Annotated in this window: 21 protein-coding genes; 11 read left to right on the top strand and 10 right to left on the bottom strand. The window is 68.8% G+C overall.

The window, feature by feature from the left end; all coding sequences use genetic code 11:
- The first annotated feature begins 52 nt into the window (after positions 1 to 52).
- Positions 53 to 1849 carry a DUF885 domain-containing protein gene (locus AC10QF_RS04090; protein ID WP_005420189.1) on the top strand — a complete coding sequence of 599 codons (1797 nt, stop codon included), beginning with the start codon at positions 53 to 55 and terminating at the stop codon, positions 1847 to 1849.
- A gap of 90 nt (positions 1850 to 1939) precedes the next feature.
- Here the strand turns inward: AC10QF_RS04090 and AC10QF_RS04085 are convergent, their stop codons facing one another.
- A complete protein-coding gene (locus AC10QF_RS04085) occupies positions 1940 to 2398 on the bottom strand; it encodes a hypothetical protein (RefSeq protein WP_005420187.1) in 459 nt (152 codons plus the stop codon).
- A 186-nt stretch (positions 2399 to 2584) separates the two neighbouring features.
- On the opposite strand from AC10QF_RS04085, the gene AC10QF_RS04080 reads away from it, so the two are divergent.
- From AC10QF_RS04080 to AC10QF_RS04065, 4 genes are all read left to right on the top strand, one after another.
- The gene (locus AC10QF_RS04080; RefSeq protein ID WP_005420185.1) at positions 2585 to 2833 is read left to right on the top strand and encodes a hypothetical protein; all 249 of its coding nucleotides are present in this window, start codon (positions 2585 to 2587) and stop codon (positions 2831 to 2833) included.
- A 123-nt stretch (positions 2834 to 2956) separates the two neighbouring features.
- Positions 2957 to 3874 carry a bestrophin family protein gene (locus AC10QF_RS04075; protein ID WP_134972492.1) on the top strand — a complete coding sequence of 306 codons (918 nt, stop codon included), beginning with the start codon at positions 2957 to 2959 and terminating at the stop codon, positions 3872 to 3874.
- A gap of 19 nt (positions 3875 to 3893) precedes the next feature.
- The gene (hemB, locus tag AC10QF_RS04070) at positions 3894 to 4883 is read left to right on the top strand and encodes a porphobilinogen synthase (RefSeq protein WP_005420181.1); all 990 of its coding nucleotides are present in this window, start codon (positions 3894 to 3896) and stop codon (positions 4881 to 4883) included.
- 32 nt (positions 4884 to 4915) lie between these two features.
- Complete coding sequence (locus AC10QF_RS04065) at positions 4916 to 5185, top strand: hypothetical protein (RefSeq protein WP_005420179.1); 270 nt, start codon at positions 4916 to 4918, stop codon at positions 5183 to 5185.
- A gap of 82 nt (positions 5186 to 5267) precedes the next feature.
- Here the strand turns inward: AC10QF_RS04065 and AC10QF_RS04060 are convergent, their stop codons facing one another.
- A complete protein-coding gene (locus tag AC10QF_RS04060) occupies positions 5268 to 6131 on the bottom strand; it encodes a TolB family protein (RefSeq protein WP_069138802.1) in 864 nt (287 codons plus the stop codon).
- A 49-nt stretch (positions 6132 to 6180) separates the two neighbouring features.
- Between AC10QF_RS04060 and aroE the strand changes: the two genes are divergently transcribed.
- The 3 genes from aroE (at position 6181) to dinG (ending at position 9641) form a co-directional block, all read left to right on the top strand.
- Entirely contained in the window at positions 6181 to 7026 is an 846-nt protein-coding gene (aroE, locus tag AC10QF_RS04055) for a shikimate dehydrogenase (protein ID WP_494541795.1), read from the top strand.
- Between the two features lie 3 nt (positions 7027 to 7029).
- Complete coding sequence (locus AC10QF_RS04050) at positions 7030 to 7383, top strand: hypothetical protein (protein WP_494541794.1); 354 nt, start codon at positions 7030 to 7032, stop codon at positions 7381 to 7383.
- A gap of 155 nt (positions 7384 to 7538) precedes the next feature.
- Positions 7539 to 9641, top strand: a complete 2103-nt coding sequence (gene dinG / locus AC10QF_RS04045) for an ATP-dependent DNA helicase DinG (RefSeq protein WP_494541793.1) — start codon at positions 7539 to 7541, stop codon at positions 9639 to 9641.
- Positions 9642 to 9698: 57 nt separating this feature from the next.
- Here the strand turns inward: dinG and AC10QF_RS04040 are convergent, their stop codons facing one another.
- Both AC10QF_RS04040 and ilvD read right to left on the bottom strand, forming a co-directional pair.
- A complete protein-coding gene (locus tag AC10QF_RS04040; protein WP_058979311.1) occupies positions 9699 to 10307 on the bottom strand; it encodes a hypothetical protein in 609 nt (202 codons plus the stop codon).
- Between the two features lie 139 nt (positions 10308 to 10446).
- Positions 10447 to 12285, bottom strand: coding sequence for a dihydroxy-acid dehydratase (ilvD, locus tag AC10QF_RS04035; RefSeq protein WP_065177877.1), 1839 nt, complete (start codon positions 12283 to 12285; stop codon positions 10447 to 10449).
- A gap of 408 nt (positions 12286 to 12693) precedes the next feature.
- On the opposite strand from ilvD, the gene AC10QF_RS04030 reads away from it, so the two are divergent.
- Genes AC10QF_RS04030 through AC10QF_RS04020 form a run of 3 tightly spaced genes read left to right on the top strand, consistent with a single transcriptional unit; the run spans position 12694 to position 15099 of the window.
- Complete coding sequence (locus tag AC10QF_RS04030; RefSeq protein WP_005420172.1) at positions 12694 to 13266, top strand: DUF1190 domain-containing protein; 573 nt, start codon at positions 12694 to 12696, stop codon at positions 13264 to 13266.
- A 7-nt stretch (positions 13267 to 13273) separates the two neighbouring features.
- Positions 13274 to 14452 carry a glutathionylspermidine synthase family protein gene (locus AC10QF_RS04025; RefSeq protein WP_494541792.1) on the top strand — a complete coding sequence of 393 codons (1179 nt, stop codon included), beginning with the start codon at positions 13274 to 13276 and terminating at the stop codon, positions 14450 to 14452.
- Positions 14452 to 15099 carry a hypothetical protein gene (locus tag AC10QF_RS04020; RefSeq protein WP_111175951.1) on the top strand — a complete coding sequence of 216 codons (648 nt, stop codon included), beginning with the start codon at positions 14452 to 14454 and terminating at the stop codon, positions 15097 to 15099. Before AC10QF_RS04025 ends, AC10QF_RS04020 begins: the two co-directional genes overlap by 1 nt.
- Before the next feature lie 41 nt (positions 15100 to 15140).
- On the opposite strand, the gene AC10QF_RS04015 is transcribed toward AC10QF_RS04020, so the two are convergent.
- From AC10QF_RS04015 to AC10QF_RS03990, 6 genes are read right to left on the bottom strand one after another with little or no spacing between them, the layout of a single operon-like run.
- Positions 15141 to 16439 (bottom strand): DUF58 domain-containing protein, encoded by a 1299-nt coding sequence (locus tag AC10QF_RS04015; protein ID WP_494541791.1) that lies wholly within the window; start codon positions 16437 to 16439, stop codon positions 15141 to 15143.
- Positions 16436 to 17422 carry an AAA family ATPase gene (locus tag AC10QF_RS04010; RefSeq protein ID WP_164162749.1) on the bottom strand — a complete coding sequence of 329 codons (987 nt, stop codon included), beginning with the start codon at positions 17420 to 17422 and terminating at the stop codon, positions 16436 to 16438. Before AC10QF_RS04010 ends, AC10QF_RS04015 begins: the two co-directional genes overlap by 4 nt.
- On the bottom strand, positions 17419 to 18603 hold the full coding sequence (locus tag AC10QF_RS04005) for a DUF4350 domain-containing protein (protein ID WP_494541790.1): 1185 nt from the start codon (positions 18601 to 18603) through the stop codon (positions 17419 to 17421). The genes AC10QF_RS04010 and AC10QF_RS04005 overlap by 4 nt, the downstream gene beginning before the upstream one ends.
- Entirely contained in the window at positions 18600 to 20216 is a 1617-nt protein-coding gene (locus AC10QF_RS04000) for a DUF4129 domain-containing protein (RefSeq protein ID WP_069138794.1), read from the bottom strand. The genes AC10QF_RS04005 and AC10QF_RS04000 overlap by 4 nt, the downstream gene beginning before the upstream one ends.
- A complete protein-coding gene (locus AC10QF_RS03995; RefSeq protein WP_065177881.1) occupies positions 20206 to 21198 on the bottom strand; it encodes a stage II sporulation protein M in 993 nt (330 codons plus the stop codon). The genes AC10QF_RS04000 and AC10QF_RS03995 overlap by 11 nt, the downstream gene beginning before the upstream one ends.
- Entirely contained in the window at positions 21195 to 21884 is a 690-nt protein-coding gene (locus tag AC10QF_RS03990; RefSeq protein WP_005420157.1) for an RDD family protein, read from the bottom strand. The genes AC10QF_RS03995 and AC10QF_RS03990 overlap by 4 nt, the downstream gene beginning before the upstream one ends.
- Positions 21885 to 21994: the final 110 nt, after the last annotated feature.

Genomic DNA, 21994 nt, shown 5'->3' with positions numbered 1-21994 from the left:
CGCCACAGCGCTGAGCGCGTAGGGTGCGGGCAACCCTGTCCTGGAGTGCACCATGAAGCCGATCGCGTTGGCCGTTGCCCTGGCCCTGACTGCCGCCCCGCTGATGTCCGCACCGCCGGCGCTGGCGGCACCCGCCGCCAAGGCCGCTACTCCGGCCAGCCCGGCCTGGGTGGCCCGCAGCAACGCACTGGCGCAGATCCTGCTTGATGCGCAGGGCCCGTTCCAGCCGGAAGAAACCGGCTTCTTCGGCGTGCCCGGCTATGACGACAAGGTGGCCGACCTCGGTGCGGACAATGGCAAGCGCTACCGCGCCGCGATGGCCAAGGCCCGCGATGAACTGAAAGCCAAGCTGGCCACCGAGCAGGATCCCAACGTCCGCCAGGACCTGGAGATCATGATCCACGCCGCCAACCAGAACATCGAAGGCAGCGAGCTCAACGAGAAGTACCTGCTGCCATGGAGTGACGCGCCGCAGACCATCTTCAGCGGCCTCAACCTGCTGCTGTCCGACCAGGTGCCGGCCGAGCGCCGGGCCAAGGCGATCGACCGCCTCAAGGCCTACGCCGGGCTGCAGCCGGGTGGCACCGCGTTTACCACGCTGGCCCGCCAGCGTTACGAAGAGCGCTTGAAGGACGGCAGCCTGCTGCAGCCGACGAAGATCGAAGTGCAGCAATCGCTGGACAATGTCGAGACGTACATCACCGGCATCGAGTCGCTGCTGAAGAAGTACCAGATCGCCGGCGCCGATGAGGCGATGAAGGCCCTGGCCGGGCAGATGAAGGACTACGCCGCCTGGACCCGCAAGGACGTGCTGCCGAAGGCACGCACCGATGCGCGCCTGCCGGCGCCGCTGTACGCCTACCAGCTCAAGCAGGTCGGTATCGATATCGATCCGAAGCTGCTGATGCAGCGCGCGCAGCTGGAGTTCATGGAAACCCGCTCGGCGATGCAGCAGCTGGCGCCGCTGGTGGTGAAGGACAAGGGTCTGAAGGTGGCCGACCCGAGTGACCCGGTGGCGGTGATCCGCGCGCTGAAGGCCGACAAGATCGCCGACGACCATCTGGAAGGGCACTACCGCAAGGTGATCGATGCAATCGATCCGCTGATCCGCGAGCATGCCATCGTCGACGTGCCCAAGCGCGCCATGCAGATGCGCCTGGGTTCGGCCGCCGAGAGCGCGGCCAGCCCGGCCCCGCATTTCCTGCCGGCGCCGCTGGTCAACAACACCGGGCAGCAGGGCACCTTCGTGCTGCCGCTGGGCAACCCGGCGGCGGGCCCGGGCGCACAATACGACGATTTCAACTTCGGTGCGGCGGCATGGACGCTGAGCGCGCATGAAGGCCGCCCCGGCCACGAGCTGCAGTTCACCGCGATGGTCGAGCGTGGTGTCTCGCTGGCACGCACCATGTTCGCGTTCAATTCGGTGAATGTTGAAGGCTGGGCGCTGTATGCCGAGGCCGAGATGGTGCCGTACGAGCCGCTGGACGGGCAGATGATCGCCCTGCAGTTCCGCCTGCTGCGGGCCGCACGCGCAATGCTTGACCCGATGCTCAACCTCGGCCTGACCGACCGCGCCAACGGCGAACGCGTGCTGATGGAGCAGGTCGGCCTGTCCAAGGCGATGGCCACCCAGGAACTGGACCGCTACATGGTGCGCATGCCGGGCCAGGCGGGCAGCTACTTCTATGGCTACACCCGCATCCTGGAACTGCGCATGCAGACCGAGCTGGCACTGGGCGCGAAGTTCGACCGCCTGGCGTTCAACAACTTCCTGCTCGACCAGGGCCTGCTGCCCCCGGACCAGCTGGCCGATGCGGTGAACAAGGTGTTCGTGCCGAAGTACAAGTGATGCCCGCGCCGGGGTCGGATCCCTTTCCGCAGGAAAGGGCTCTGACCCCGTGCGTAAATGTCCATCCACGCATGGCGTGGATCTACTGCATCACCGCTGCGGCGTGATCACCTGGGTCGGCAGCCGTGCCGGCGGTTCCGGATTGGGTACCCAGATCGCCACGCCGGCGGCGCGCTTCTGCGTGGTCGGAATACCGATGCCGACGCCACCGCCCACATGCGAGCCGAAGGTGCCGGCGCCCACCGACATGCCCACCGGTGAGCCGCTGCTGCCCACGCCCATCAGCACCACGCCATTGGCGCCCAGTGCCGCCGCTTCACGCTTCAGGCGTGCCACCGCGGCATCGGTCTGGCCCTGCGTGCCGAAGCCCACGGCAGATGCCGATTCCAGCTGCGCGATTTCCTGCGAGCCGGCCGGTGGCGTGGAATAGATCTGCACCAGTGCCGGATCGATCGGCGCGCGGGCGCGCCCCAGCATGACCTTGGAGGTGCTGGCACAACCGGCGGCGACCAGCAGGATGGCCGCCAGCGCGGCCCAACGGATGTTCATGGCACGACCCCTGTAGGACTGGTTGCGATCTTCGGTGGGCCACTCTGAATCGGCGCCAACACCCGGGCCCGGGCACCCACGGCAGCACGCTAGCACGCGTCGGGTGACAGCCCCGCCAACGGCAGTAGGCGGCGACCGCGTGAACGACTATGGTGGACAGACAGGAACCAACTGCGGGAGAGCGGAATGGGCGTGATCAGTCTGTTGTGGGGCGTACTGGCGCTGTTGTGGATGATCCTGGCGCTGATTCCGCTGCTTGGCTGGGGCAACTGGTTCCTGATCCCGTTCGCCGCCGTCGGCGCGGTGATCGCCGCGCTGGGCATCCTGTTTACCCACCCGACCAAGCGCGGTCGGGCCTGGGCCGGGCTGGTGCTGAACGGCATCGTGGTGGTGGTCGGCATCCTGCGCCTGGGCCTGGGCGGCGGTGTGATCTGAATCCTGGCACCCGGTGCGACCGGGCGTCGCAGGTACACGGCTGCTGGCCGGGCAGGGGCGTACAATGAGCGGCTGCGCGAGCCCCCCGCGTGCCTGTGATTCCGCGCCTGGCGCGGCTGCCCGATGATCATCCGACCCCGTCCCCACGGCTGGCAACTGCTGTACATCCTGCGCGGCTCGATCGTCAAAGCGATCGCGCCGAAGGTGCTGGCCATCCTGATCCTGTCCATTGCCGTGGCGGCCGTGGTGGAACTGGCCCCGCCGACCGGCATCGAACGCGTGTCGGTCACGCCGTTCACCCTGCTCGGCCTGGTCCTGTCGATCTTCCTCAGCTTCCGCAACAGCGCCTGCTATGACCGCTGGTGGGAAGGCCGCAAGCTGTGGGGCCAGCTGGTCTACGAATCACGTTCGCTGGCGCGCCAGGTGCACCTGCTGCTGGCCGATGACGGCGGCCGCCGTCGCCGCATCGCGTACCTCACCACCGCGTTCGCCCATGCGCTGGCCGCGCGCCTGCGTGGACGCATCGTGGCCCTGGCCGCCTTGCCATGGCTGGACAAGCCGCAACGCGAGCAGCTGGGCCAGCGCGAGAACGTGCCGGATGCATTGCTGTCGATGATCGCTGCCGAGCTGGCCCAGGCGCTGCGCGCCGGCGAGCTCGATCCGATCCTCTACGCACAGCTGGAGGAGCGCCTGCACGCGATGTCGTCGATCCAGGCCGGCTGCGAGCGCATTCTCACCACGCCGCTGCCGTTCGCCTACACCCTGCTGCTGCATCGCTGCGCGTGGATGTTCTGCGTGCTGCTGCCGTTCGGCCTGGCCAGTTCGCTGGGCTGGGGCACGCCGGTGCTGTCGGCGGTGCTGGCCTATGCCTTCTTCGGCCTGGACCAGCTGGGCGAAGAAATGGAAGACCCGTTCGGCCTGGAGCCGAACGACCTGCCGCTGGACGCGCTGGTGCGCACGATCGAGATCGACCAGCTCGACGCGCTCGGCGAACGCCCCTTGCCCGAACCCCTGCTGCCGCAGGGTTACCTGTTGCAATAGCCACTCCTCGGAGCCTGCCATGTCCCATCCGCTTTACCGCCCGCGCCGCATGCGCCACGACGAGTTCTCGCGCCGCCTGATGCGCGAGAACACGCTGACCACCGACGACCTGATCTACCCGGTGTTCGTGCACGAACTGGCGGGCCGCACCGCAGTGCCGTCGATGCCGGGCGTGGAGCGGCTGTCGATCGAAGAGTTGCTGAAGGTGGCCGAAGAAGCGCTGGAACTGGGCATTCCGGTGATCGACCTGTTCCCGGTGATCGACCCGTCGCTGAAGTCGCTGGACGCATCGGCGGCGTGGGCCGAGGACGGCCTGGCGCAGCGTGCGATCCGCGCGCTGAAGTCGCGCTTCCCGGAACTGGGCGTGATGACCGACGTGGCGCTGGACCCGTACACCACCCACGGCCAGGACGGCATCATCGACGACAAGGGCTATGTGCTGAACGACATCACGGTCGAAGCGCTGGTCAAGCAGTCGGTGTCGCACGCCGAGGCCGGTGTGGACATCGTCTCGCCGTCGGACATGATGGACGGCCGCATTGGCGCGATCCGCCGTGCGCTGGATGCCGACAACCACATCAACGTGCGCATCATGGCCTACTCGGCCAAGTACGCCTCGGCGTTCTACGGGCCGTTCCGTGATGCGGTGGGCAGCGCGGCCAGCCTCGGCAAGGCCGACAAGAAGACCTACCAGATGGACCCGGCCAACGGCGACGAGGCCCTGCGCGAGATCGCGCTGGACCTGGAAGAGGGCGCCGACATGGTGATGGTCAAGCCGGGCATGCCGTACCTGGACCTGGTGCGCCGGGTGAAGGACACGTTCGGCGTGCCGACCTTCGCCTACCAGGTCAGTGGCGAGTACGCGATGATGAAGGCCGCCTTCGCCAACGGCTGGCTGGACGAGCGTGCCTGCGTGCTGGAGTCGCTGCTGGGCTTCAAGCGGGCCGGTGCCGATGGCGTGCTGACCTATTTCGCGCCGCAGGTGGCGCGATGGCTGCGCGAGCGCTGACAATAGCGCCACGATAGACGGAGGACTGCGCGATGGGACCCGAACTGGGATGGATGCAATGGCTGATCTGGGGCACCGGTGTCCTGGTGTTCGGTGCCATCATCGTCGGTGTCTTCATCGCCGCCTGGCGGGCGGGCAAGCGCCCGCCGGAGCAGCTTTCCGCCGCCCGCCACGTAGCCCGTGAGCAGGCCCTGCCGGACAGCGTGCAGGCCGAGCTGGCTGCGTTGAACCAGCGCAAGGACAACGGCCAGCTGAGCGAGATGGAGTACGAGCAGTTGCGCGCCAAGGTGTTGTCGCGCTGACGGGCAATCCCCGGGGTCGGATCCCTTTCCGCAGGAAAGGGCTCTGACCCCTTCGCGGGCGCCATCCACGCATGGCGTGGATCTACCGCACGCACCCGGCCACCGCCGCCACCCTGGGCACCGCCAACCGGTACACGTCCACGCCACCGGCGCGCGGCGCCTTTGCCGCGCTGCTGGCCACCATCATCTCGCCGGGCCTGGCGTTGTCGATCACCGGCGCGCCGGTCCAGCCGCCGGCCTGGTTGAACGATAGTCCCAGCGGCTGCAGCGCCACACCGCTCCACGCACAGCCGCTGCTCCAGACCTGCGCGGTACTGCCGTGGCCGCGGCTGAACACCACGGCGCCGTCATGGCCCAGCCAGTCGCCGTCGGTCTCGTCGTCGGCGCTGTTCAGCGCGCTCAGTTCGGTGGCCGGGCCACGCAGGCCCTGCGCATCCAGCGTCGCTACGAACAGGTCCCAGCCGGCGCCATGGCCCTGCTGGCGGGCAAACAACAGCTGCTTGCCATCCGCGCTCAGGGCCGGTCCGCGCTCTTCCCGGCGCCCGCCGTCACCGCCCAGCGGCTGCGCTGGGCCCAGCCGGCCATCGGTGGCCAGCGCAGCGCGGTACAGCGCCAGCGCGCCCTCGCGGCCGGCCGCGAACAACAGCCAGCGGCCATCACGGCTGAAGTAGGGATCACGGGCTTCACCGGCCACGCCGACCGGCAGTGCCTGTGCCTGCTGCCAACGACCGTCGACCACGCGTGCCTCCCACAGGCCCCAGCCGGCTTCGTCGCGGCGGGCGAAAACGATGCGCTGGCCATCGGCGCTGATCGTGGCGCGACCCTCGTCGGCGCGGGTCGAGACCACGCCCATGCCTTCGATGCCGTACTCGTTCAACGCCATCGCCACGGGGGCAGAGAGTAGACTGGCGGCGAGCACCAGCAGGGGCGGGGTGATGCGCATCATCCGGTTCCATGCACGAACAGAGCATCAGTCTAGCCAGCTTGAGGATTCCATGACCGACCGTTACGCCGTCTTCGGACACCCCGTCGCCCACTCGAAGTCGCCGCAGATCCATGCGTCGTTCGGTCGCCAGGAAGGCATCGCCATCGACTATCGCGCGATCGACCTGGCCCCGGAGGCGTTCCTGGCCGGCCTGGAGGCCTTCGCTGCCGAGGGCGGTGTCGGTGCGAACGTCACCCTGCCGCACAAGGAAACCGCGTTCTCGGTGTGCACCACGCTGACCGCACGGGCGCGCCGCGCCGGATCGGTCAACACGCTGCTGCGCAAGGGCGACCGTTGGCACGGCGACACCACCGATGGCATCGGCCTGGTGCGCGACCTGACCGACCGCCACGGCCTGGACCTGCGCGGCCGTCGCGTGCTGATGATCGGTGCCGGTGGCTCGGCGCGCAGCGTCGCCCCGGCGCTGCTCGATGCCGGCATCACCGAACTGGTGGTGGTCAACCGCACGCCGGAACGTGCCGACGAGCTGATCGATGCCATGGGCGAACCGGGCCGCGCGATCAGCCGATACTGGGAAGACCTGCGCGAGCTGGGCGACTTCGAACTGATCGTCAACGCCACCTCGGCGGGCCGCGACCGCGACGTCGAGTTCAAGCTGCCGCTGTCGCTGGTCAACTCGATGACCACCGCCGTCGACCTGAACTACGGCGAGGCGGCGATCGCCTTCCTGGCCTGGGCCCGTGCGGCGCAGTGCCGTAACACCGTCGACGGCCTGGGCATGCTGGTCGAGCAGGCTGCCGAGAGCTTCCTGCAGTGGCACGGCGTGCGCCCGCAGACCGACGAGGTCTACCAGGCGCTGCGCCAGGGCCCGGCTGTGTTGGCCGGCGAGGACTGATCGATGGACGGCACGACCCTGATGGTGACCGTGCTGAGCATGGTCGGTGTGCGCCTGCCGATGCTGATCGCGCTGTGCGTCGGCCTGGTCTGGGTGGTCGGTGCGCCGCGTGATGCGACCCGCACCGGCGCGCTGGTCGGCCTGCTGCTGTTGCTGTTGACCAGCCTCGGTGGGATGGCGGCGGGCATCCTGCCGATGTGGATGGTCCGCAGTGGTGATTTCAGTGCCGTGTCGAGCCTGAGCGCCATCCTCGGCGTGCTGCATTTCGCGCTGGCAATGGTCGAGGCCATCGGCGTGGTGCTGCTGGTGTGGGCGCTGGTGCGCCTGCTGCGGCTGCGCGGCAACGCGGTGCAGTGACACCGCGGTGACGGCCCAGGGCCGTCACCAGCAGCGTACGGTGTGTTCATCCAGCCGCCGGGCGTCGCCGCTGCCCCGTTCAGGCAGCCAGCGGCGGCGGACATGGCCGGCCATGCGACAATGACCGGCCCGATCCAGCCACGGTAATTCCCGGCGTGACCGAAACCGTCGCCGCTCCGCGCACGCTCGATGACCCCTTGAAGGACGCGATCCGCAAGGCGTACACGACGCTGCAGGCCAATACTCCCGGCTTCTCCACCCGCCGCTCGCAGAGCCAGATGATCGGCGTGGTGTCACGCGCGCTGTCGAAGAGCGGCGGCGTTGGCGTGGTCGAGGCGCCGACCGGCGTCGGCAAGAGCCTGGGTTACCTCACTGCGGGCGTACCGATTGCGCTGGCCAGCAAGAAGAAGCTGGTGATCAGCACCGGCACCGTGGCGCTGCAGTCGCAGCTGGTCGAGCGCGATATCCCGAATTTCCTCAAGGCCACCGGCCTGGAAGCAACCGTGGCGCTGGCCAAGGGCCGTACCCGCTACCTGTGCACGCGTAACGCCGCCGAAGCACAGGGCGAGGGCTCGCAGGGCGGCATGTTCGAGGATGATGCACCACTGTTCGACCGGCCGCTGGCGCCGATCGAGATGGACATCGCCAAGCGCCTGACCGATGCCTTCACCGGCGGCAGCTGGGACGGCGATATCGACAATGCGCCGGAGACCATCAGTCCCGGCCTGCGCAGCCGCATCACCACGCCGGCCTCGGGCTGCGCCGGGCGCCGTTGTGCGTATTCGGCGCAGTGCGCGGTGCTGCGTTCACGCAACACCGTGCGCGATGCGCAGATCGTGGTCACCAACCACGCGCTGCTGCTGTCGGCGCTGTCGATCGGCGACAGCGACAACGGTCAGCCGTTGATCGCGCCGCCGTCGGACATGCTGCTGGTGCTGGACGAAGGCCATCACATCGGCAACGTGGCGATCGACCAGGGCGCGGCCAGCCTCGCGCTGGATGAAATGGCCAAGCGCACCGGCCGCCTGCAGATCCTGATTGCCGGTGCCTACCGCGCGGTCGACAAGGACCGCCTCGGCAACCTGCTGCCGAACGAAGCGATCGAGGTGGCCAGCAACGTCGCCAAGCAGCTGCGCGCGTTCCGCGATCACATCGAGCGGGTGTGGATGCCGGCGCCGGCGGACGAGGAGCCGATGTGGCGTGCGGCCAATGGACGCCTGCCCGAGGCCTGGCGCGAGCCGATCGAGGCACTGGCCGACGAGACCCGCAGCCTCTACAACTGGGCGCATGCCGCCACCGCGCAGGTGGCCAAGGGCAAGCCGGACGATGCCGCGCGCGAGCGCCTGCAGCGCAACCTGGGCATGGCGCTGGAAATGATCGAGCAACAGTACAACCTGTGGCAGGCGTGGCGCCGCGAGGACAAGGACGGCGCGCCGCCGATGGCGCGCTGGGTCACCGCCACCCGCGACGGCGACCTGGTGCTGCACGGCTCGCCGGTATCGGCCGCGCACGTGCTGCGCAAGCTGCTGTGGGATGAAGTGGATTCGGTGGTGATGACCTCGGCGACGCTGACCGGTGGCGGCGATTTCCAGTCGCTGGCGATCGACAACGGCATCCCCGAAGAGGCCGAGATGGTCTCGCTGTCGTCGCCGTTCGACCTGCCCAACCAGGCCGAGCTGATCGTGCCGAAGTTTCCGGTCACCCCCGACGATCGCGAAGGCCATCCCCGCGAAGTGGCGCGCTACCTGGACACCGAGCTGGATTGGGCCAAGGGCTCGATGGTGCTGTTCACCTCACGCTGGAAGATGGAAAAGGTGGCCGGGCTGATGCCGGCCGCGCGGCGCAAGCAGGTGCTGGTACAGGGCGAGATGTCCAAGACCCGGCTGATCGAAGAACACCTGCGCCGCGTCGAAGCGGGTGAGGGTTCAGTGCTGTTCGGCCTGAACTCGTTCGGTGAAGGCCTCGACCTGCCCGGTGAAGCGTGCACCACGGTGGTGATCACCCAGGTGCCGTTCGCGGTGCCGACCGATCCGCAGACTGCCACCCTCAGCGAATGGTTCGAGGGCCGCGGGCTCAATGCGTTCAACCTGATCGCCATTCCGCACGCGCTGCGCACGTTGACCCAGTTCGCCGGCCGCCTGATCCGCACCTCCACCGACACCGGCCGCGTGATCATCCTCGATTCGCGGCTGCTGACCCGCCGCTACGGCAAGCGCATCATCGACGCGCTGCCGCCGTTCAAGCGCGTGATCGGCTGAGACGGGGTCGGATCCCTTCCGAAGGAAGGGCTCTGACCCGACCACGCCCTCTGTCGCTCAATCGCCCTCCGGATTCCGGCAGGCCTGGTTGCCCATCGCATTGTGGTAATCGCGATCAAAGCAGCGCAGGAAGCCATCGAGCACGTCCAGGTTGGGCGGCCACGGCACATCCACCTTCTGCCCGCCGGCGGTCGTGAAATGATAACGCCCATCCTTCAGCGCCTTGGCAATCTGCTCCGGCGCAGGAATCGCAATCAACCTTGCTCGCGCTTTCTCCAGCGCCGCACGATCACGCTGCAGGAAGGCGATCGTGCCGTCCACGTAGGCGTTCCAGTAACCGGGGTCGGTGGCGGTGGGCTTGTAGGTGCGCTGCATCAGCGCCACCGCCTCCGGGTACTGGCCCGCCTCCGCACGCATCTGGCTTTCATGCCACAGAATCATGGTGTTGCCCGCAGCCTTGGGCAGCACAGCATAGGCGGCGAGCAGATCAGCGGCTTCACGGTGGCAGCCACGGTCGGCCAGCGTGCGCCAGCCACCTTCCAGGTCCTGATCGAACGCATCCGGTTCCATCGCCAGCATCGCTGCACGGTCGTAGCTGCAGTCGGGTGCTTTGGGTGGTTCTGCTGACGTGCCCATGGCAGCGGCCAGTGCAAAGAAAAGCAACATCCTCTCAACCTCCGTGTTGATGACCTCCTGGCCACCATAACGGATCACGACGGGTAGTGCCGGCCGCTGGCCGGCAACCTCAATGATGTGGGACGCGGCGTGCAGATGCCGGCCAGCGGCCGGCACTACCGGATCGGCATCAATCGCCGAGCAGGGCGGTGTTGCGTACGGCGCCCTTGTCGGCACTGGTGGCGAGCAGGGCGTAGGCCTTCAACGCGCTGGTGACCTTGCGCGGGCGCGGCGCACGCGGTTTCCAGCCGCGTGCATCGGCCTCGCTGCGGCGCTGTACCAGCGTGGCCTCATCCAGCAACAGGTCGATGCGGCGGGCCGGGATGTCGATGCGGATGCGGTCACCGTCTTCCACAAGCCCGATCGCGCCGCCACTGGCCGCTTCCGGCGAAACGTGGCCGATCGACAACCCCGAGGTGCCACCGGAGAAGCGGCCATCGGTGAGCAGCGCGCACTGCTTGCCCAGTCCCTTCGACTTCAGGTAGCTGGTCGGGTACAGCATCTCCTGCATGCCCGGGCCGCCCTTCGGCCCTTCGTAGCGGATCACCACCACCTCGCCCGGCTGCACCTCGTCGGCGAGGATGCCGGCTACGGCGGCGTCCTGGCTTTCGTAGACGCGTGCGGGGCCTTCGAACACATGGATCGATTCATCCACGCCGGCGGTTTTCACCACGCAGCCATCGACGGCCAGATTGCCTCGCAGCACAGCCAGGCCACCTTCCAGCGAATACGCATGTTGCAGCGAGCGGATGCAGCCCTCGGCGCGGTCCAGGTCCAGCGCGGGCCAGCGCGTGGCCTGGCTGAAGGCCTCCTGGGTGGGGATGCCGGCCGGGCCGGCCTTGAAGAAGGTATGCAGGGTGTCGTTGTCGCTGCGCACCACGTCCCAGCGTTCCAGCGCTTCGGCCAGGCTGGCGCTGTGCACGGTCGGCACTGTGGTATCGAGCAGGCCGGCGCGATCCAGTTCACCGAGGATGCCGAACACGCCGCCGGCGCGGTGCACGTCCTCGATGTGGTACTTCGGTGTGTTCGGCGCCACCTTGCACAGCTGCGGGACGCGTCGCGACAGCGCGTCGATGTGGGTCAGGTCGAAGTCGACCTCCGCTTCCTGCGCTGCGGCCAGCAGATGCAGGATGGTGTTGGTGGAGCCGCCCATGGCGATGTCCAGGGTCATCGCGTTGGCGAACGCGGCCTGGGTGGCGATCCCGCGCGGCAGCGCGCTCGGGTCTTCGCCGCCGTACCAGCGATGGCAGAGCTCGACGATCAGGCGGCCGGCGCGACGGAACAGCGCCTCGCGGTCGGCATGGGTGGCCAGCGTAGTGCCGTTGCCGGGCAGCGACAGGCCCAGCGCTTCGGTCAGGCAGTTCATCGAGTTGGCGGTGAACATGCCCGAGCAGGAGCCGCAGGTGGGGCAGGCGCTGCGTTCAAAGGCCGCGACCTTCTCGTCGGAGGCGCTGTCATCGGCGGCCACCACCATCGCGTCGACCAGGTCCAGCTTGTGCTCGGACAGCTTTGTCTTGCCCGCTTCCATCGGCCCGCCGGAGACGAACACCACCGGGATGTCCAGGCGCAGCGCAGCCATCAGCATGCCGGGGGTGATCTTGTCGCAGTTGCTGATGCACACCAGCGCGTCGGCGCAGTGTGCGTTGACCATGTACTCCACGGCGTCGGCGATGATCTCGCGGCTGGGCAGCGAATACAGCATCCCGTCGTGGCCCATCGCGATGCCGTCGTCCACGGCGATGGTGTTGAATTCCTTGGCGACGCCACCGACCTGTTCGATCTCGCGCGCGACCAGCTGGCCGAGGTCCTTCAGGTGCACGTGGCCGGGCACGAACTGGGTGAAGGAGTTGGCGATGGCAATGATCGGCTTGTGGAAGTCGCCGTCCTTCATGCCGGTGGCACGCCACAGGGCGCGGGCGCCGGCCATGTTGCGGCCGGCGGTGGAAGTGCGGGAACGGTATTCGGGCATGGCGGGCGGAACGGGCGGGCCGTACGACGTGGGGGTCAGCCGATCATGGCCAATTTTTTCGGTTGCTGCTGCAACCACCTTCACCGCTTGCAGCGGCTTGGTGGTCCGCGCATTTCCCCTTATCCCCGCGCCTGCGGCGCGCCCCCTTGAACAACAAGGGGGCTTCTCGCCGGAGACTTGGCTGCGCGCGCCGGGCATAGCGCGGCGCCGCGGGGCGTGTGCCAACCAAGGTTGGCACCTACCAGTGCGGTGTGCCGCCCGGGGGCGGATCCCATCGCAGCGCGATGGGCTCTGACCCCAATGCCGACGAAAATGAAAGGCCGTTCATCTTTCCCACTTTGCCGATTCCGGTTGCTGGCCCGGATTTGGCATCATTGGGGCATTGATCCGTATACAGGGCATGAGGCCATGAAACGTTCCCGCACCACCGCGCTGCTGCTGATGAGCGCTGCGCCGCTGCTGTTCACCGCCTGCCAGAAGGAGCCGGAGGTGAAGGTGCAGGAAGGTCTGTACACCTCGGTCGAGGCCTGCACCGAGGCCACCGGTGATCCGTCGTCGTGCCGCAATGCCTTTGCCGAAGCGCAGAAGCAGGCCGCCGATGCGGCGCCGAAGTACGCCAGCAAGGAAGCCTGCGAGAAGGATTACAAGCCGGAGCAGTGCGTGCAGCAGCACACCTCGGCCGGCACCTCGTTCATCGGCCCGATGATGATGGGTTTCTTCATGTCGCAGATGCTGAGCAACCGCGGCGGCCTCGCCCCGCAGGCGCCGGCGTCGGCACCGGCATACCAGGACAAGAACGCTGGCTGGGCGCGCCCGGCACCGGGCGGCACCGGTGGCCTGAACACCGCCAGCGGCATCGGCGCCGGCAAGGCCGGTCTGGCACCGGTCACCAGCGAACCGAACCGTGCGGTCACTGCCAGCCGTGGTGGCTTCGGCAACACCAGCGCACGCCGCAGCACCAGCGGCAGCTACGGCGGCTGATCGACCCATGCAGCGCATCCGGATTGCCGAGCGTGCCCAGTGGCGGGCACGCGCGGAGGAAGCGGGTTTCCGTTTCCATACCATCGATGGCCAGCCCTACTGGGATGAAAGCGCGTACTACGCGTTCACCCTGCGCCAGATCGAACAGGACATCGAAGACCCCAGTGCCGAGCTGCACCAGATGGCGCTGGACCTGGTCGGTGATGTCATCGGCAGCGAGCGGTTGATGGACCAGCTGGCGATTCCGTCGCATTACCGCGACTGGATCGCCGACAGCTGGCGCCAGCGCCAGCCGCACCTTTACGGCCGCCTGGACCTGGCCTACGACGGCACCGGCCCGGCCAAGCTGTACGAGCTGAACTACGACACGCCGACCTCGCTGTTCGAGGCCAGCTTCTTCCAGTGGCAGTGGCTGGAAGACCAGCGCAACACTGGCCGCCTGCCGCAGCATGCCGACCAGTTCAATGCGATCCATGAGGCGCTGGTCGAGCGCTTCGGCGAACTGGCCACGCAGCTGCCGCCGCCGTTGTACTTCAGCGCGGTGGGAAGCTCGGAAGAAGACCGTGGCACTGTCGATTACCTGCGCGACTGCGCGTCGCAGGCCGGCCTGCATGGCCAGGCCATCGCGATCGAGGACATCGGCCTGTCCGAGGACGGCCGCTTCACCGCGCTGGATGATTCCGTGATCGGCACGCTGTTCAAGCTGTACCCGCTGGAAGACCTGATGGCCGAAGAGTTCGGCCGCGCGCTGCCCGCTTCGGGCGTGCAGTTGCTGGAACCGGCGTGGAAGGCAGTGCTGAGCAACAAGGGCATCCTGCCGTTGCTGTGGCAGCGCAACGTAGGCCATCCGAACCTGCTGGAGGCGCACTTCGATGACGGCAGCACGCTGGCCCCGGGCTGGGTGCGCAAGCCGCTGTTCTCGCGCGAAGGTGCCAACATCGAGATGCACCTGGCCGATGGCAGCACCCAGCGCAGCGACGGTCCCTATGACGGCCCGGCGATCATCCAGCGCGCCCATCCGCTGACCCGCTTCGAAGGTGGCTACCCGCTGATCGGCAGCTGGGTGGTGGGTGACCACGCCTGCGGCATCGGCATCCGCGAGGACGACAGCGCGATCACCCGCGACAGTGCGCGGTTCGTGCCGCACGCGATCGTCGACGAGGCGCCGACGCGGATCTACGTCTGATGACGGTGCGGCGTTGGCCTGGCCGGCATGGGCGTGCCACGCCCGCGCCGGGCCGGCATTTCGATGACGGGCGCAGCCTGCAGGCCTTCGCGGACCGCGTCGCGGTGCGTTGCCACCGCTGCGATGCCCCCGGTTGGGTGATCGCCCGCTGGGAACCCTATCGATGGACCGCGCGTTTCCGCTGCACCGCTTGCAGCGCTGTATTGGACAGCGGCGACTGGGTGGGTGCGGTCCGCATTCTCGGCCGCCAGCCTTGTGGATTCTGCGGGCATCAGTGGCTGCATGTGTGTCGGCCGATTCCCGCCGGCATCCCCGCGCCTGCATCCTTCCCCGCCCGATGCGCACAGTGCGATCGCAGCACCGAGGTCACGGTGTTGACGCGTCCCCTGCGTGACGCCGAGCCTGCCGATCCGCATTTCGGTCTGCCGCTGCGCCTGGTCGAATCGACCCGCGCGGGCCTGCTGTGGGCCTACAACGCCGAACATCTGCAGGCACTGCACGAATACGCGGGCGCGACGCTGCGCGAGGGCCGCGGCCATCATCGATCCATGTTCTCGCGCCTGCCGCAGTGGATGAAGCTGGCCCGCAACCGGGCGCTGCTGCAGCGTGCGGTGGAGCGGTTGCAGCGTCGCTTGCTGCAGGGGTAGGTAGTGCAGGCCGCTGGCCGGCAGCCGAGCCCGCGCTCGGCTCAAAGCAACCCTTCGCGCTTCACCGCCAGGTAGCGCTCCACCAGCGCGCCCGGCAGGGCGTCGGCGGTGACGTCCAGCACCATCACCTTCTCGCTGCGCAGCGCTTCGTGCGCCTTCGCGCGCTGCTGCAGGTACAGCGCCGCGGCACCGGCCTGGGTGGCGTCCTCCAGCGTCTGCACTTCGCCCTCCAGCACGCCGTCCAGCTCGCGCTCGCGCAGGCTGGCCACGCACACCAGGTGGCGCCGTTGCAGCAGGCGCACCGCCGCCAGCAGGTCTTCGATGTCCTCGTCGCGCACGTTGCTGACCAGCATCACCAGTGCTCGCCGGCGCTGGCGCAGCGACACCTCGGTGGCAGCGGCCAGGTAATCGGTGGCCACCGCGCGTGGCTGCAGGTCGTAGCTGGCGCGCAGCAGGTGCTCGACCGTGCCCATGCCGCGCTGCGGCGCGACCCAGCGGCGTTCGCCACCGGCAGCGAACAGGCCGGCGGCATCGCCCTGGCGCAGCGCCAGGTAGGCCACCACCAGCGAGGCATTCAAGGCATGGTCGAAGTGCGAGAGACCGCCTTCGCTGGCCAGCATGCGCCGGCCACTGTCGAGCATCAGCAGCAACTGCTGGTTCTTCTCGTCCTGGTACTCGCGCGAGATCAGCTTGCGCGCACGCGCGGTGGCCTTCCAGTCCAGCTGGCGCAGGCTGTCGCCGACGCGGTACTCGCGCATCTGGTGGAAGTCGGTGCCTTCACCACGGCGGCGCTTCACGTGTGCACCGACCAGCCGCGAGGCCTGGTCGGCACTGAACAACGCAAAGCGCGTGAGCGGCACGAAATTCGGATAGACCCGCACGTCCAGTGCGGGCGGCAGCGTGCGTTGCTGCCACCACAGGCGCCACGGCGAGCGCATGCGCAGGTGCACGCCTTCGAAGCGGAAGTGCCCACGCTGCAGCGGCTGCAGGTGGTAGTGCAGCGTGGAGGCGCTACTGGCCCGCAGGCGCACGCGCTGTGGCAGCGATTCCAGCGGCCAGCCGCCGGGGACCAGGTCGAACACCTGCACCGTCATCGATTGCTCGGCCTGCAGCCGCAGCGCCGCCTCGCGGCGCACGCCCAGCGCCAGCGCTTCGGGCAGTTCGCGCTGTACCTGCGGCGACGGGCGCTGCGACTGGCGCCACAGGTCGAACAGCGCAGGCAGCGCGATGGCCACGGCGGCCAGCGCCCAGCTCCAGCGCGGCAGCAACCCGCCCAGCACCAGGCCGCCCAGGGCGGCCCAGGCCAGCAGCAGCGCCAGCAGCAGCGGGGCAGGCCTCATCGGCGCGGTGCTTCCACCTTGGTCAGCAGTGCGCCCAGCACGTCGTCGGCGTCCTGGCCTTCGATCTGCAGCTCCGGGGCCAGTGCAATGCGGTGGCGCAGTGCCGGGCGAGCAATGTCGCGCACGTCGTCCGGCGTGACGAAGTCGCGGCCGGCCAGCACCGCCTGCGCACGCGAGGCACGCACCAGCGCGATGCTGCCGCGTGGGCCGGCGCCGACCGCGATGCCCGGCCACTGCCGGGTCGCCGCGACGATGCGTACTGCGTAGTCGATCACTTCGTCATCGACGGTGATCGCCGCGGTGGCGCGCTGCAGTTCCAGCAGTTCGCCGGCACCGAGTACGCGTGGCACCTGGCTCAGGTCGAAATCGCTGGCGGCGCGGCCACTGGTGATCGCGGTCACCATGCGCTTCTCGTCCTCCAGCTGCGGGTAGTCGATCAGCACCTTCAGCAGGAAGCGGTCCAGCTGTGCCTCCGGCAGCGGGTAGGTGCCTTCCTGCTCCAGCGGGTTCTGCGTGGCCAGCGCCATGAACGGCGGCGCCAGGGTGAACGCCTTGCCTTCGATGGTCACCTGGCCTTCCTGCATCACTTCCAGCAGTGCCGACTGGGTCTTGGCCGGCGCACGGTTGATCTCGTCGGCCAACAGCAGGTTGGTGAACACCGGGCCACGGCGGATCTTGAAGCTCTCGCTCTTCGGGTCGTACACCGCATGGCCACTGACGTCGCTGGGCATCAGGTCGGGGGTGAACTGCACGCGGCCGTAATCCAGTTCCAGGGCCTGTGCCAGTGCGCGCACCAGCAGGGTCTTGCCCAGCCCGGGCACGCCCTCAATCAGCACGTGGCCACCGGCCAGCAGCGCCACCAGGATCTGGTCCAGTACATCGGCCTGGCCAATGAAGGCGTGGCCGACGGCATCGCGGATGGCATCGACGCGTTCGATCAGGCGGGCGTTGGCGGCCGCCGGCAGCTCGGGGACTTCGGTCATAGCAGGGATCTCATCTGGAGCAGCAAGCGGATGCGCTCGCGCAGGGCGGAGGAATCGTGCGGCGGAGGGGGCGTGAGCGCGCTGGCAACGCGGCCTTGCGGCCAGGACAGCAGTTCGGCGATGGCCTGTTCGCGCGGCGCGCCGTCCAGTGCGGCGGCCACCGGTGCGCGCAGGCGCAGGCGATGCAGGAACAGGGCGAGCACGGCGTCATACAGGCGCGCGCCTTGGCCGAAGCGCAGCAGCAGCTCGCCGCTGGCACGCACGTGTTCCAGCAGCGAGCGGCGTTCCAGCACCGGCGACGGCAGGCGGCTGCCGAAGCGTTGCGAACGGCCCCACAGCCAGCCCAGCAGGGCCAGCAGCAGCGGCGCCCACACCGGCCAGCCCTGGTAGAACAGGCGCGCCCACAGCGACGGCGGGCGGCTGGCGTAGACCAGCCAGAAAGTGCCCTTGCCGTAGTTCGGATCGAGCAGATAGCGGGTCAGGTCGCGGTGCGAGAGATCGTGCAGGCCGTCGCTGGCCTTGCCCGCAGCCGACGCCAGGCGTGCTGCCGGCGAATCCACCTCGCCGCGCATGAACTCCATGTCGGCCAGCACGCTCACCTTGCCCTGCCCGTGGCGCAGTCGCGCGAACACCAGGTTGCGCTCGTTGCCCCAACGCCGTTCGGTGTGTGTACGGGCGGCAAAGCCCAGCGTGAAGCGACGACCACCGCAGAACTCCACATGGCTGGGATCGTCGATGACGTGGAACGGCTGGCAGTCGCTCTGCTGGTACAGGCTGTCCACGCCCAGCTGGTCCAGCAGCGGTCCCTGCGTACTGCTGGCGTCGTCCTCTGCGGGTGGCGGCGTGCGCACCAGCAGATGGCCACCACCATCGACCCAGGCCAGCAGGGCCCTGGCCGCCGGTGCCGGCAGTTCGCTGCTGTCCTGCAGCAGCACCACCGTGTCGCGCGGACCCAGCGCCATCTGCTGCAGGTCCAGCCGCGGCCGCGCGTGCACGTCGATGCCATCGGCACGCAGGGCCTGCCCAAGCACGTACAGCGGGTTGTAGCCAGCTTCGCCCTGCGGCGGCAGCTGCACGGTCTCGGTCACCCGCTCATGCGTGCGCAGGTAGAGGATCGTCAGCGGTACGCCGAGCAGCACCAGCCCGCCCAGCAACAGCGACCAGAACAGGCGCGGGCTCATGCCAGCCACCGGTACTGCTGGCGCAGAGTGTCGGCCAGTGCATCGAAATCGGCGCGGCTGGGCAGGCGGCCACCGTAGGCGGCGTACTGCCACATGCGCACGATGCGCGCGAACAGGTCACGGTCGGTGGCATCGGGCATGCGCCGCGAGGCGCGAAGGCATTGCGCTTCGGTGGCACCGGGCGGAAGCGCGATGCCGCTGCGCTCGCCCACCGTGCGCACGCTGGCGCGGTACAGCAGGGCCAGCGCCTGACGCGGCCGGCCCTGGTCCCACAGCAGGCCGGCCTGGGTGGCCACGTCCGGCGGCAGCACGACCGGCAGCTCCACCTGTTCCTCTACCACCTGCGGTACAGCGTCGGCCTTGCGCCGGCCACTGCCGCGCAGCCACGGCAGCCACAGCCGTGCGGTCAGCAGCAGCACCAGCAGCAGGACGCCCAGCAGGGCCCACAGGCCCCACTCGGCCAGGCGCGCCAGCCAGGCAATGCCGGCCTTGCGGTTGCTGCGCTCGCCCTTGCTGCTGCCGTCGCTCTGCAGCGCCTTGTCTTCCTTCTTTTTTTCCTCGGCCTGTTCGATCGGCTTCCAGCGCGTGACCTGGCGGGTCGGGCGCTGCAGCGGATCTTCATAGGCGCGGTTCACCGCCTGGCGGAAACCGGCGGTGTCCACCGGCGCCGCACCGAAGATCATCGCCGGCGTATTGGCCGGGTCGTTGGCCGCAGTGGCGGGTTCTTCCGCGCTGTCCTCGTCCCCTTCGGCATCGCTGGCCTGCCCAGCGACCGTCTGCGCGTCCTGCGCATGCACTGGCGCGGAGGCCAGCGGCAGGGCAAGGCACAGCAGCAGCGCCAGCGTCGATGCTGCCGGCAGCAGCCGCTCGCGCAGGCGGCGCAGGGCGATCTCCACGTCCCACGCTTCCATCTGCGTACGCCGGTTCAAGTACAGGCCGAAGCCGGCGCCGACATAGAACGGTCCGATCAGCACCGATGCCAGCCAGCACGCCAGGTTGAAGCCCAGTTGCGCCCAGGCAGGCGTGTCCTGGCCGATCATGTCCCATGCGGCACGCCATGATTCGGACATCAGCTCCAGTGGCATGAACATGAACACCGCGCCGATCGCACCGGACACCAGCACCCCTTCAAAGGCCATGCAGGCCACGGTCAGCACGACGGCGGCGCCCGCGGCACCGGCCGCCACGGCGCGGCGGCGTGCACCGCGCTGGGCCGGCGCGTTGCCTTCCAGCAGGTTCACCGGCAGGCACAGGCTGCGCAGCACGCTGAAGCGGCGCCAGCCCAGGTAGCCCCAGAAGCCTGCATTGCCCCAGCTGCGCTGCGCGCGCAGCGCTGCCAGCGCGCCCACCGGCTCACCGAAGATGCCGCGCGACAGGACGTACAGCGGCGCTCGCTCGAACAGTGGCTTGCACCACCACATCGCCAGCCAGGCCCAGCCGAATGCATCCAGCCACCAGCCCAGCGCGTTGAAGATCACGAACAGCGGTGCACTGGCCAGCAGCCAGCTGCCCCATACCGCACGCGCGTGGCGGCGCGACAGGGCGCTGCCCAGCTCCATTGCTTCCCAGCCACTGCGCGCGCGCAGCGCCACGTCCAGGCGGTCAATGCGCATTGCCGCCTCCGCGCCCGCCGCGCCACAGCCACAGCAGCACGCCGGCCCACAGCACGCCGGCCACGCTGAACTTGCCCCACGCCGGCACTTCGGCAATCGACGACCAGAACGCTTCGATGAACGCGGCCACCAGCAGCATGAACGCCACGCCCAGGCACAGCCGGGCCCCGATGCGGCCGCCTTCGACCAGGGCATCCAGGCGGCTGCGCCGGCCGGGGGCCAGCAGTTTCATGCCCAGCTGCAGGCCGGCACCGCCGGCGATCACTATCGCGGTCAGCTCGAACGCACCATGGCCCGCGACGAAGCGCCAGAACGGATCGCCATGGCCGATGTGCTGCAGGTGGCCGGCCACCGAACCGATGATCACGCCGTTGAACAGCAGCACCAGCAGCGTGCCCAGGCCGGCCAGCAGACCACTGGCGAAGGTACGCAGGGCGATGCTGATGTTGTTCAGGATGTAGTGGCCGAACATCATCCAGTCCGTGCCGCTGTCACGCCCGAGGCGCTCGGCCGCTGGATCGTACATGCGCTCCATCTCGGCGATCTGGCGGTTGTCCATCACCATGTGGATCAGGTCCGGGTAGAGCTGCGCCAGCACGAAGCAGGCCACCGCCGGCAGCGCGAACATCGCCAGTGCCACCCACATGCTGCGCGCCTGGCTGCGCACCAGCAGCGGGAAGTCGGCCACCAGGAATTCAAGTGCACCGCGCCAGCGCGTCGGCGGCGTGCGGTACAGCACGCTGTGGCCCTGCTGCATCAACTGCTGCAGGCGCTGCACCAGCTGCGGGCTGTAGCCGCGCTCGCGGGCCAGTGCCAGCTGCTGGCACAGGCGCCGGTAGCGCTGCGGGAAGGCGGCGTCGTCCACTGCCAGCGCGCTGGCCTTGCGCCGCGTGCGGCGCGCAGCACCAGCACGCAGTAGCAGCCAGTGTTCCAGGTCCTGCCATTCCTGCTGGTAGCGGGCGACGAACTGTTCCTGCTTCATCGTCGCCCCAACAGCCAGTTGGCCATGGCATACAGGCGCAGTACGCCGACCTGGCCGTGGGTGCCGGTCAGCGGTTCTGCGATGCCGGCCAGTTCCTGCTGGCGGGCCGCCGACAGCCGTGGCGCGCGCTCGGCGAAGGCCATCAGCGCGGCCTGCTCTTCCGGTCGTAGCGGCTGCGGCGGGGCCAGCACGCTGTCGATGGTGGGCGGAGGCGGCAGGTACAGCACGGGCGCATGCACCACCACGGTGCCGGCCACCAGATCGCCCAGGCGACGGCCATGGGGATCGAACAGGCTGCTGATCAGGCCCAGTGCATAGCCGAACGGCAGCATGTCCACGGTGCGCAGCAGGTTGCGGGTGATGGCAGGCATCCAGCCTACCGGCGCGCCATCGCGCGCAAGCACGCGCAGGCCCAGCGCGCGCTTGCCGAGGGTACGGCCCCACAGCGCTTCGCAGACGATCGGGTAGGCCCAGTACACCAGGAACATCAGCACCAGGCCGAGCCCGGAGCCGAACGAATCCAGCAGTGCCAGTGGAATCGACATCACCACCAGTACCGCGATGCGCACGCCCAGATCCACCAGCCACGCCATCGCCCGTGGCACCGGGCCGGCTGCCGGCAGCTGCAGCGGCACACCCTCCGGCGTCACCACCTCGCGGTAGGTATCGAGCATCGGTGCGGCCATCAGTGCGATGGCCTTCGTTGTGGGCGCCGGAGTCCTCTCCGGCAGGCAGCCACAGGCATGGGGGTCTCGACAGGTCCTGGTCGGGCCCAGACTTTAGCAGAGCCGCATGG

This window comes from Stenotrophomonas maltophilia complex sp. Om-AH-Sm3 (assembly GCF_059337855.1).
This window is presented reverse-complemented; position numbering and strand designations above follow the sequence as displayed.

Bases quoted from the DNA above. Each gene is read 5' to 3' on its own strand.
- AC10QF_RS04090 (WP_005420189.1), top strand. From the start codon at position 53: ATGAAGCCGATCGCGTTGGCCGTTGCCCTGGCCCTGACTGCCGCCCCG.
- AC10QF_RS04085 (WP_005420187.1), bottom strand. From the start codon at position 2,398: ATGAACATCCGTTGGGCCGCGCTGGCGGCCATCCTGCTGGTCGCCGCC.
- AC10QF_RS04080 (WP_005420185.1), top strand. From the start codon at position 2,585: ATGGGCGTGATCAGTCTGTTGTGGGGCGTACTGGCGCTGTTGTGGATG.
- AC10QF_RS04075 (WP_134972492.1), top strand. From the start codon at position 2,957: ATGATCATCCGACCCCGTCCCCACGGCTGGCAACTGCTGTACATCCTG.
- hemB (WP_005420181.1), top strand. From the start codon at position 3,894: ATGTCCCATCCGCTTTACCGCCCGCGCCGCATGCGCCACGACGAGTTC.
- AC10QF_RS04065 (WP_005420179.1), top strand. From the start codon at position 4,916: ATGGGACCCGAACTGGGATGGATGCAATGGCTGATCTGGGGCACCGGT.
- AC10QF_RS04060 (WP_069138802.1), bottom strand. From the start codon at position 6,131: ATGATGCGCATCACCCCGCCCCTGCTGGTGCTCGCCGCCAGTCTACTC.
- aroE (WP_494541795.1), top strand. From the start codon at position 6,181: ATGACCGACCGTTACGCCGTCTTCGGACACCCCGTCGCCCACTCGAAG.
- AC10QF_RS04050 (WP_494541794.1), top strand. From the start codon at position 7,030: ATGGACGGCACGACCCTGATGGTGACCGTGCTGAGCATGGTCGGTGTG.
- AC10QF_RS04040 (WP_058979311.1), bottom strand. From the start codon at position 10,307: ATGTTGCTTTTCTTTGCACTGGCCGCTGCCATGGGCACGTCAGCAGAA.
- ilvD (WP_065177877.1), bottom strand. From the start codon at position 12,285: ATGCCCGAATACCGTTCCCGCACTTCCACCGCCGGCCGCAACATGGCC.
- AC10QF_RS04030 (WP_005420172.1), top strand. From the start codon at position 12,694: ATGAAACGTTCCCGCACCACCGCGCTGCTGCTGATGAGCGCTGCGCCG.
- AC10QF_RS04025 (WP_494541792.1), top strand. From the start codon at position 13,274: ATGCAGCGCATCCGGATTGCCGAGCGTGCCCAGTGGCGGGCACGCGCG.
- AC10QF_RS04020 (WP_111175951.1), top strand. From the start codon at position 14,452: ATGACGGTGCGGCGTTGGCCTGGCCGGCATGGGCGTGCCACGCCCGCG.
- AC10QF_RS04015 (WP_494541791.1), bottom strand. From the start codon at position 16,439: ATGAGGCCTGCCCCGCTGCTGCTGGCGCTGCTGCTGGCCTGGGCCGCC.
- AC10QF_RS04010 (WP_164162749.1), bottom strand. From the start codon at position 17,422: ATGACCGAAGTCCCCGAGCTGCCGGCGGCCGCCAACGCCCGCCTGATC.
- AC10QF_RS04005 (WP_494541790.1), bottom strand. From the start codon at position 18,603: ATGAGCCCGCGCCTGTTCTGGTCGCTGTTGCTGGGCGGGCTGGTGCTG.
- AC10QF_RS04000 (WP_069138794.1), bottom strand. From the start codon at position 20,216: ATGCGCATTGACCGCCTGGACGTGGCGCTGCGCGCGCGCAGTGGCTGG.
- AC10QF_RS03995 (WP_065177881.1), bottom strand. From the start codon at position 21,198: ATGAAGCAGGAACAGTTCGTCGCCCGCTACCAGCAGGAATGGCAGGAC.
- AC10QF_RS03990 (WP_005420157.1), bottom strand. From the start codon at position 21,884: ATGGCCGCACCGATGCTCGATACCTACCGCGAGGTGGTGACGCCGGAG.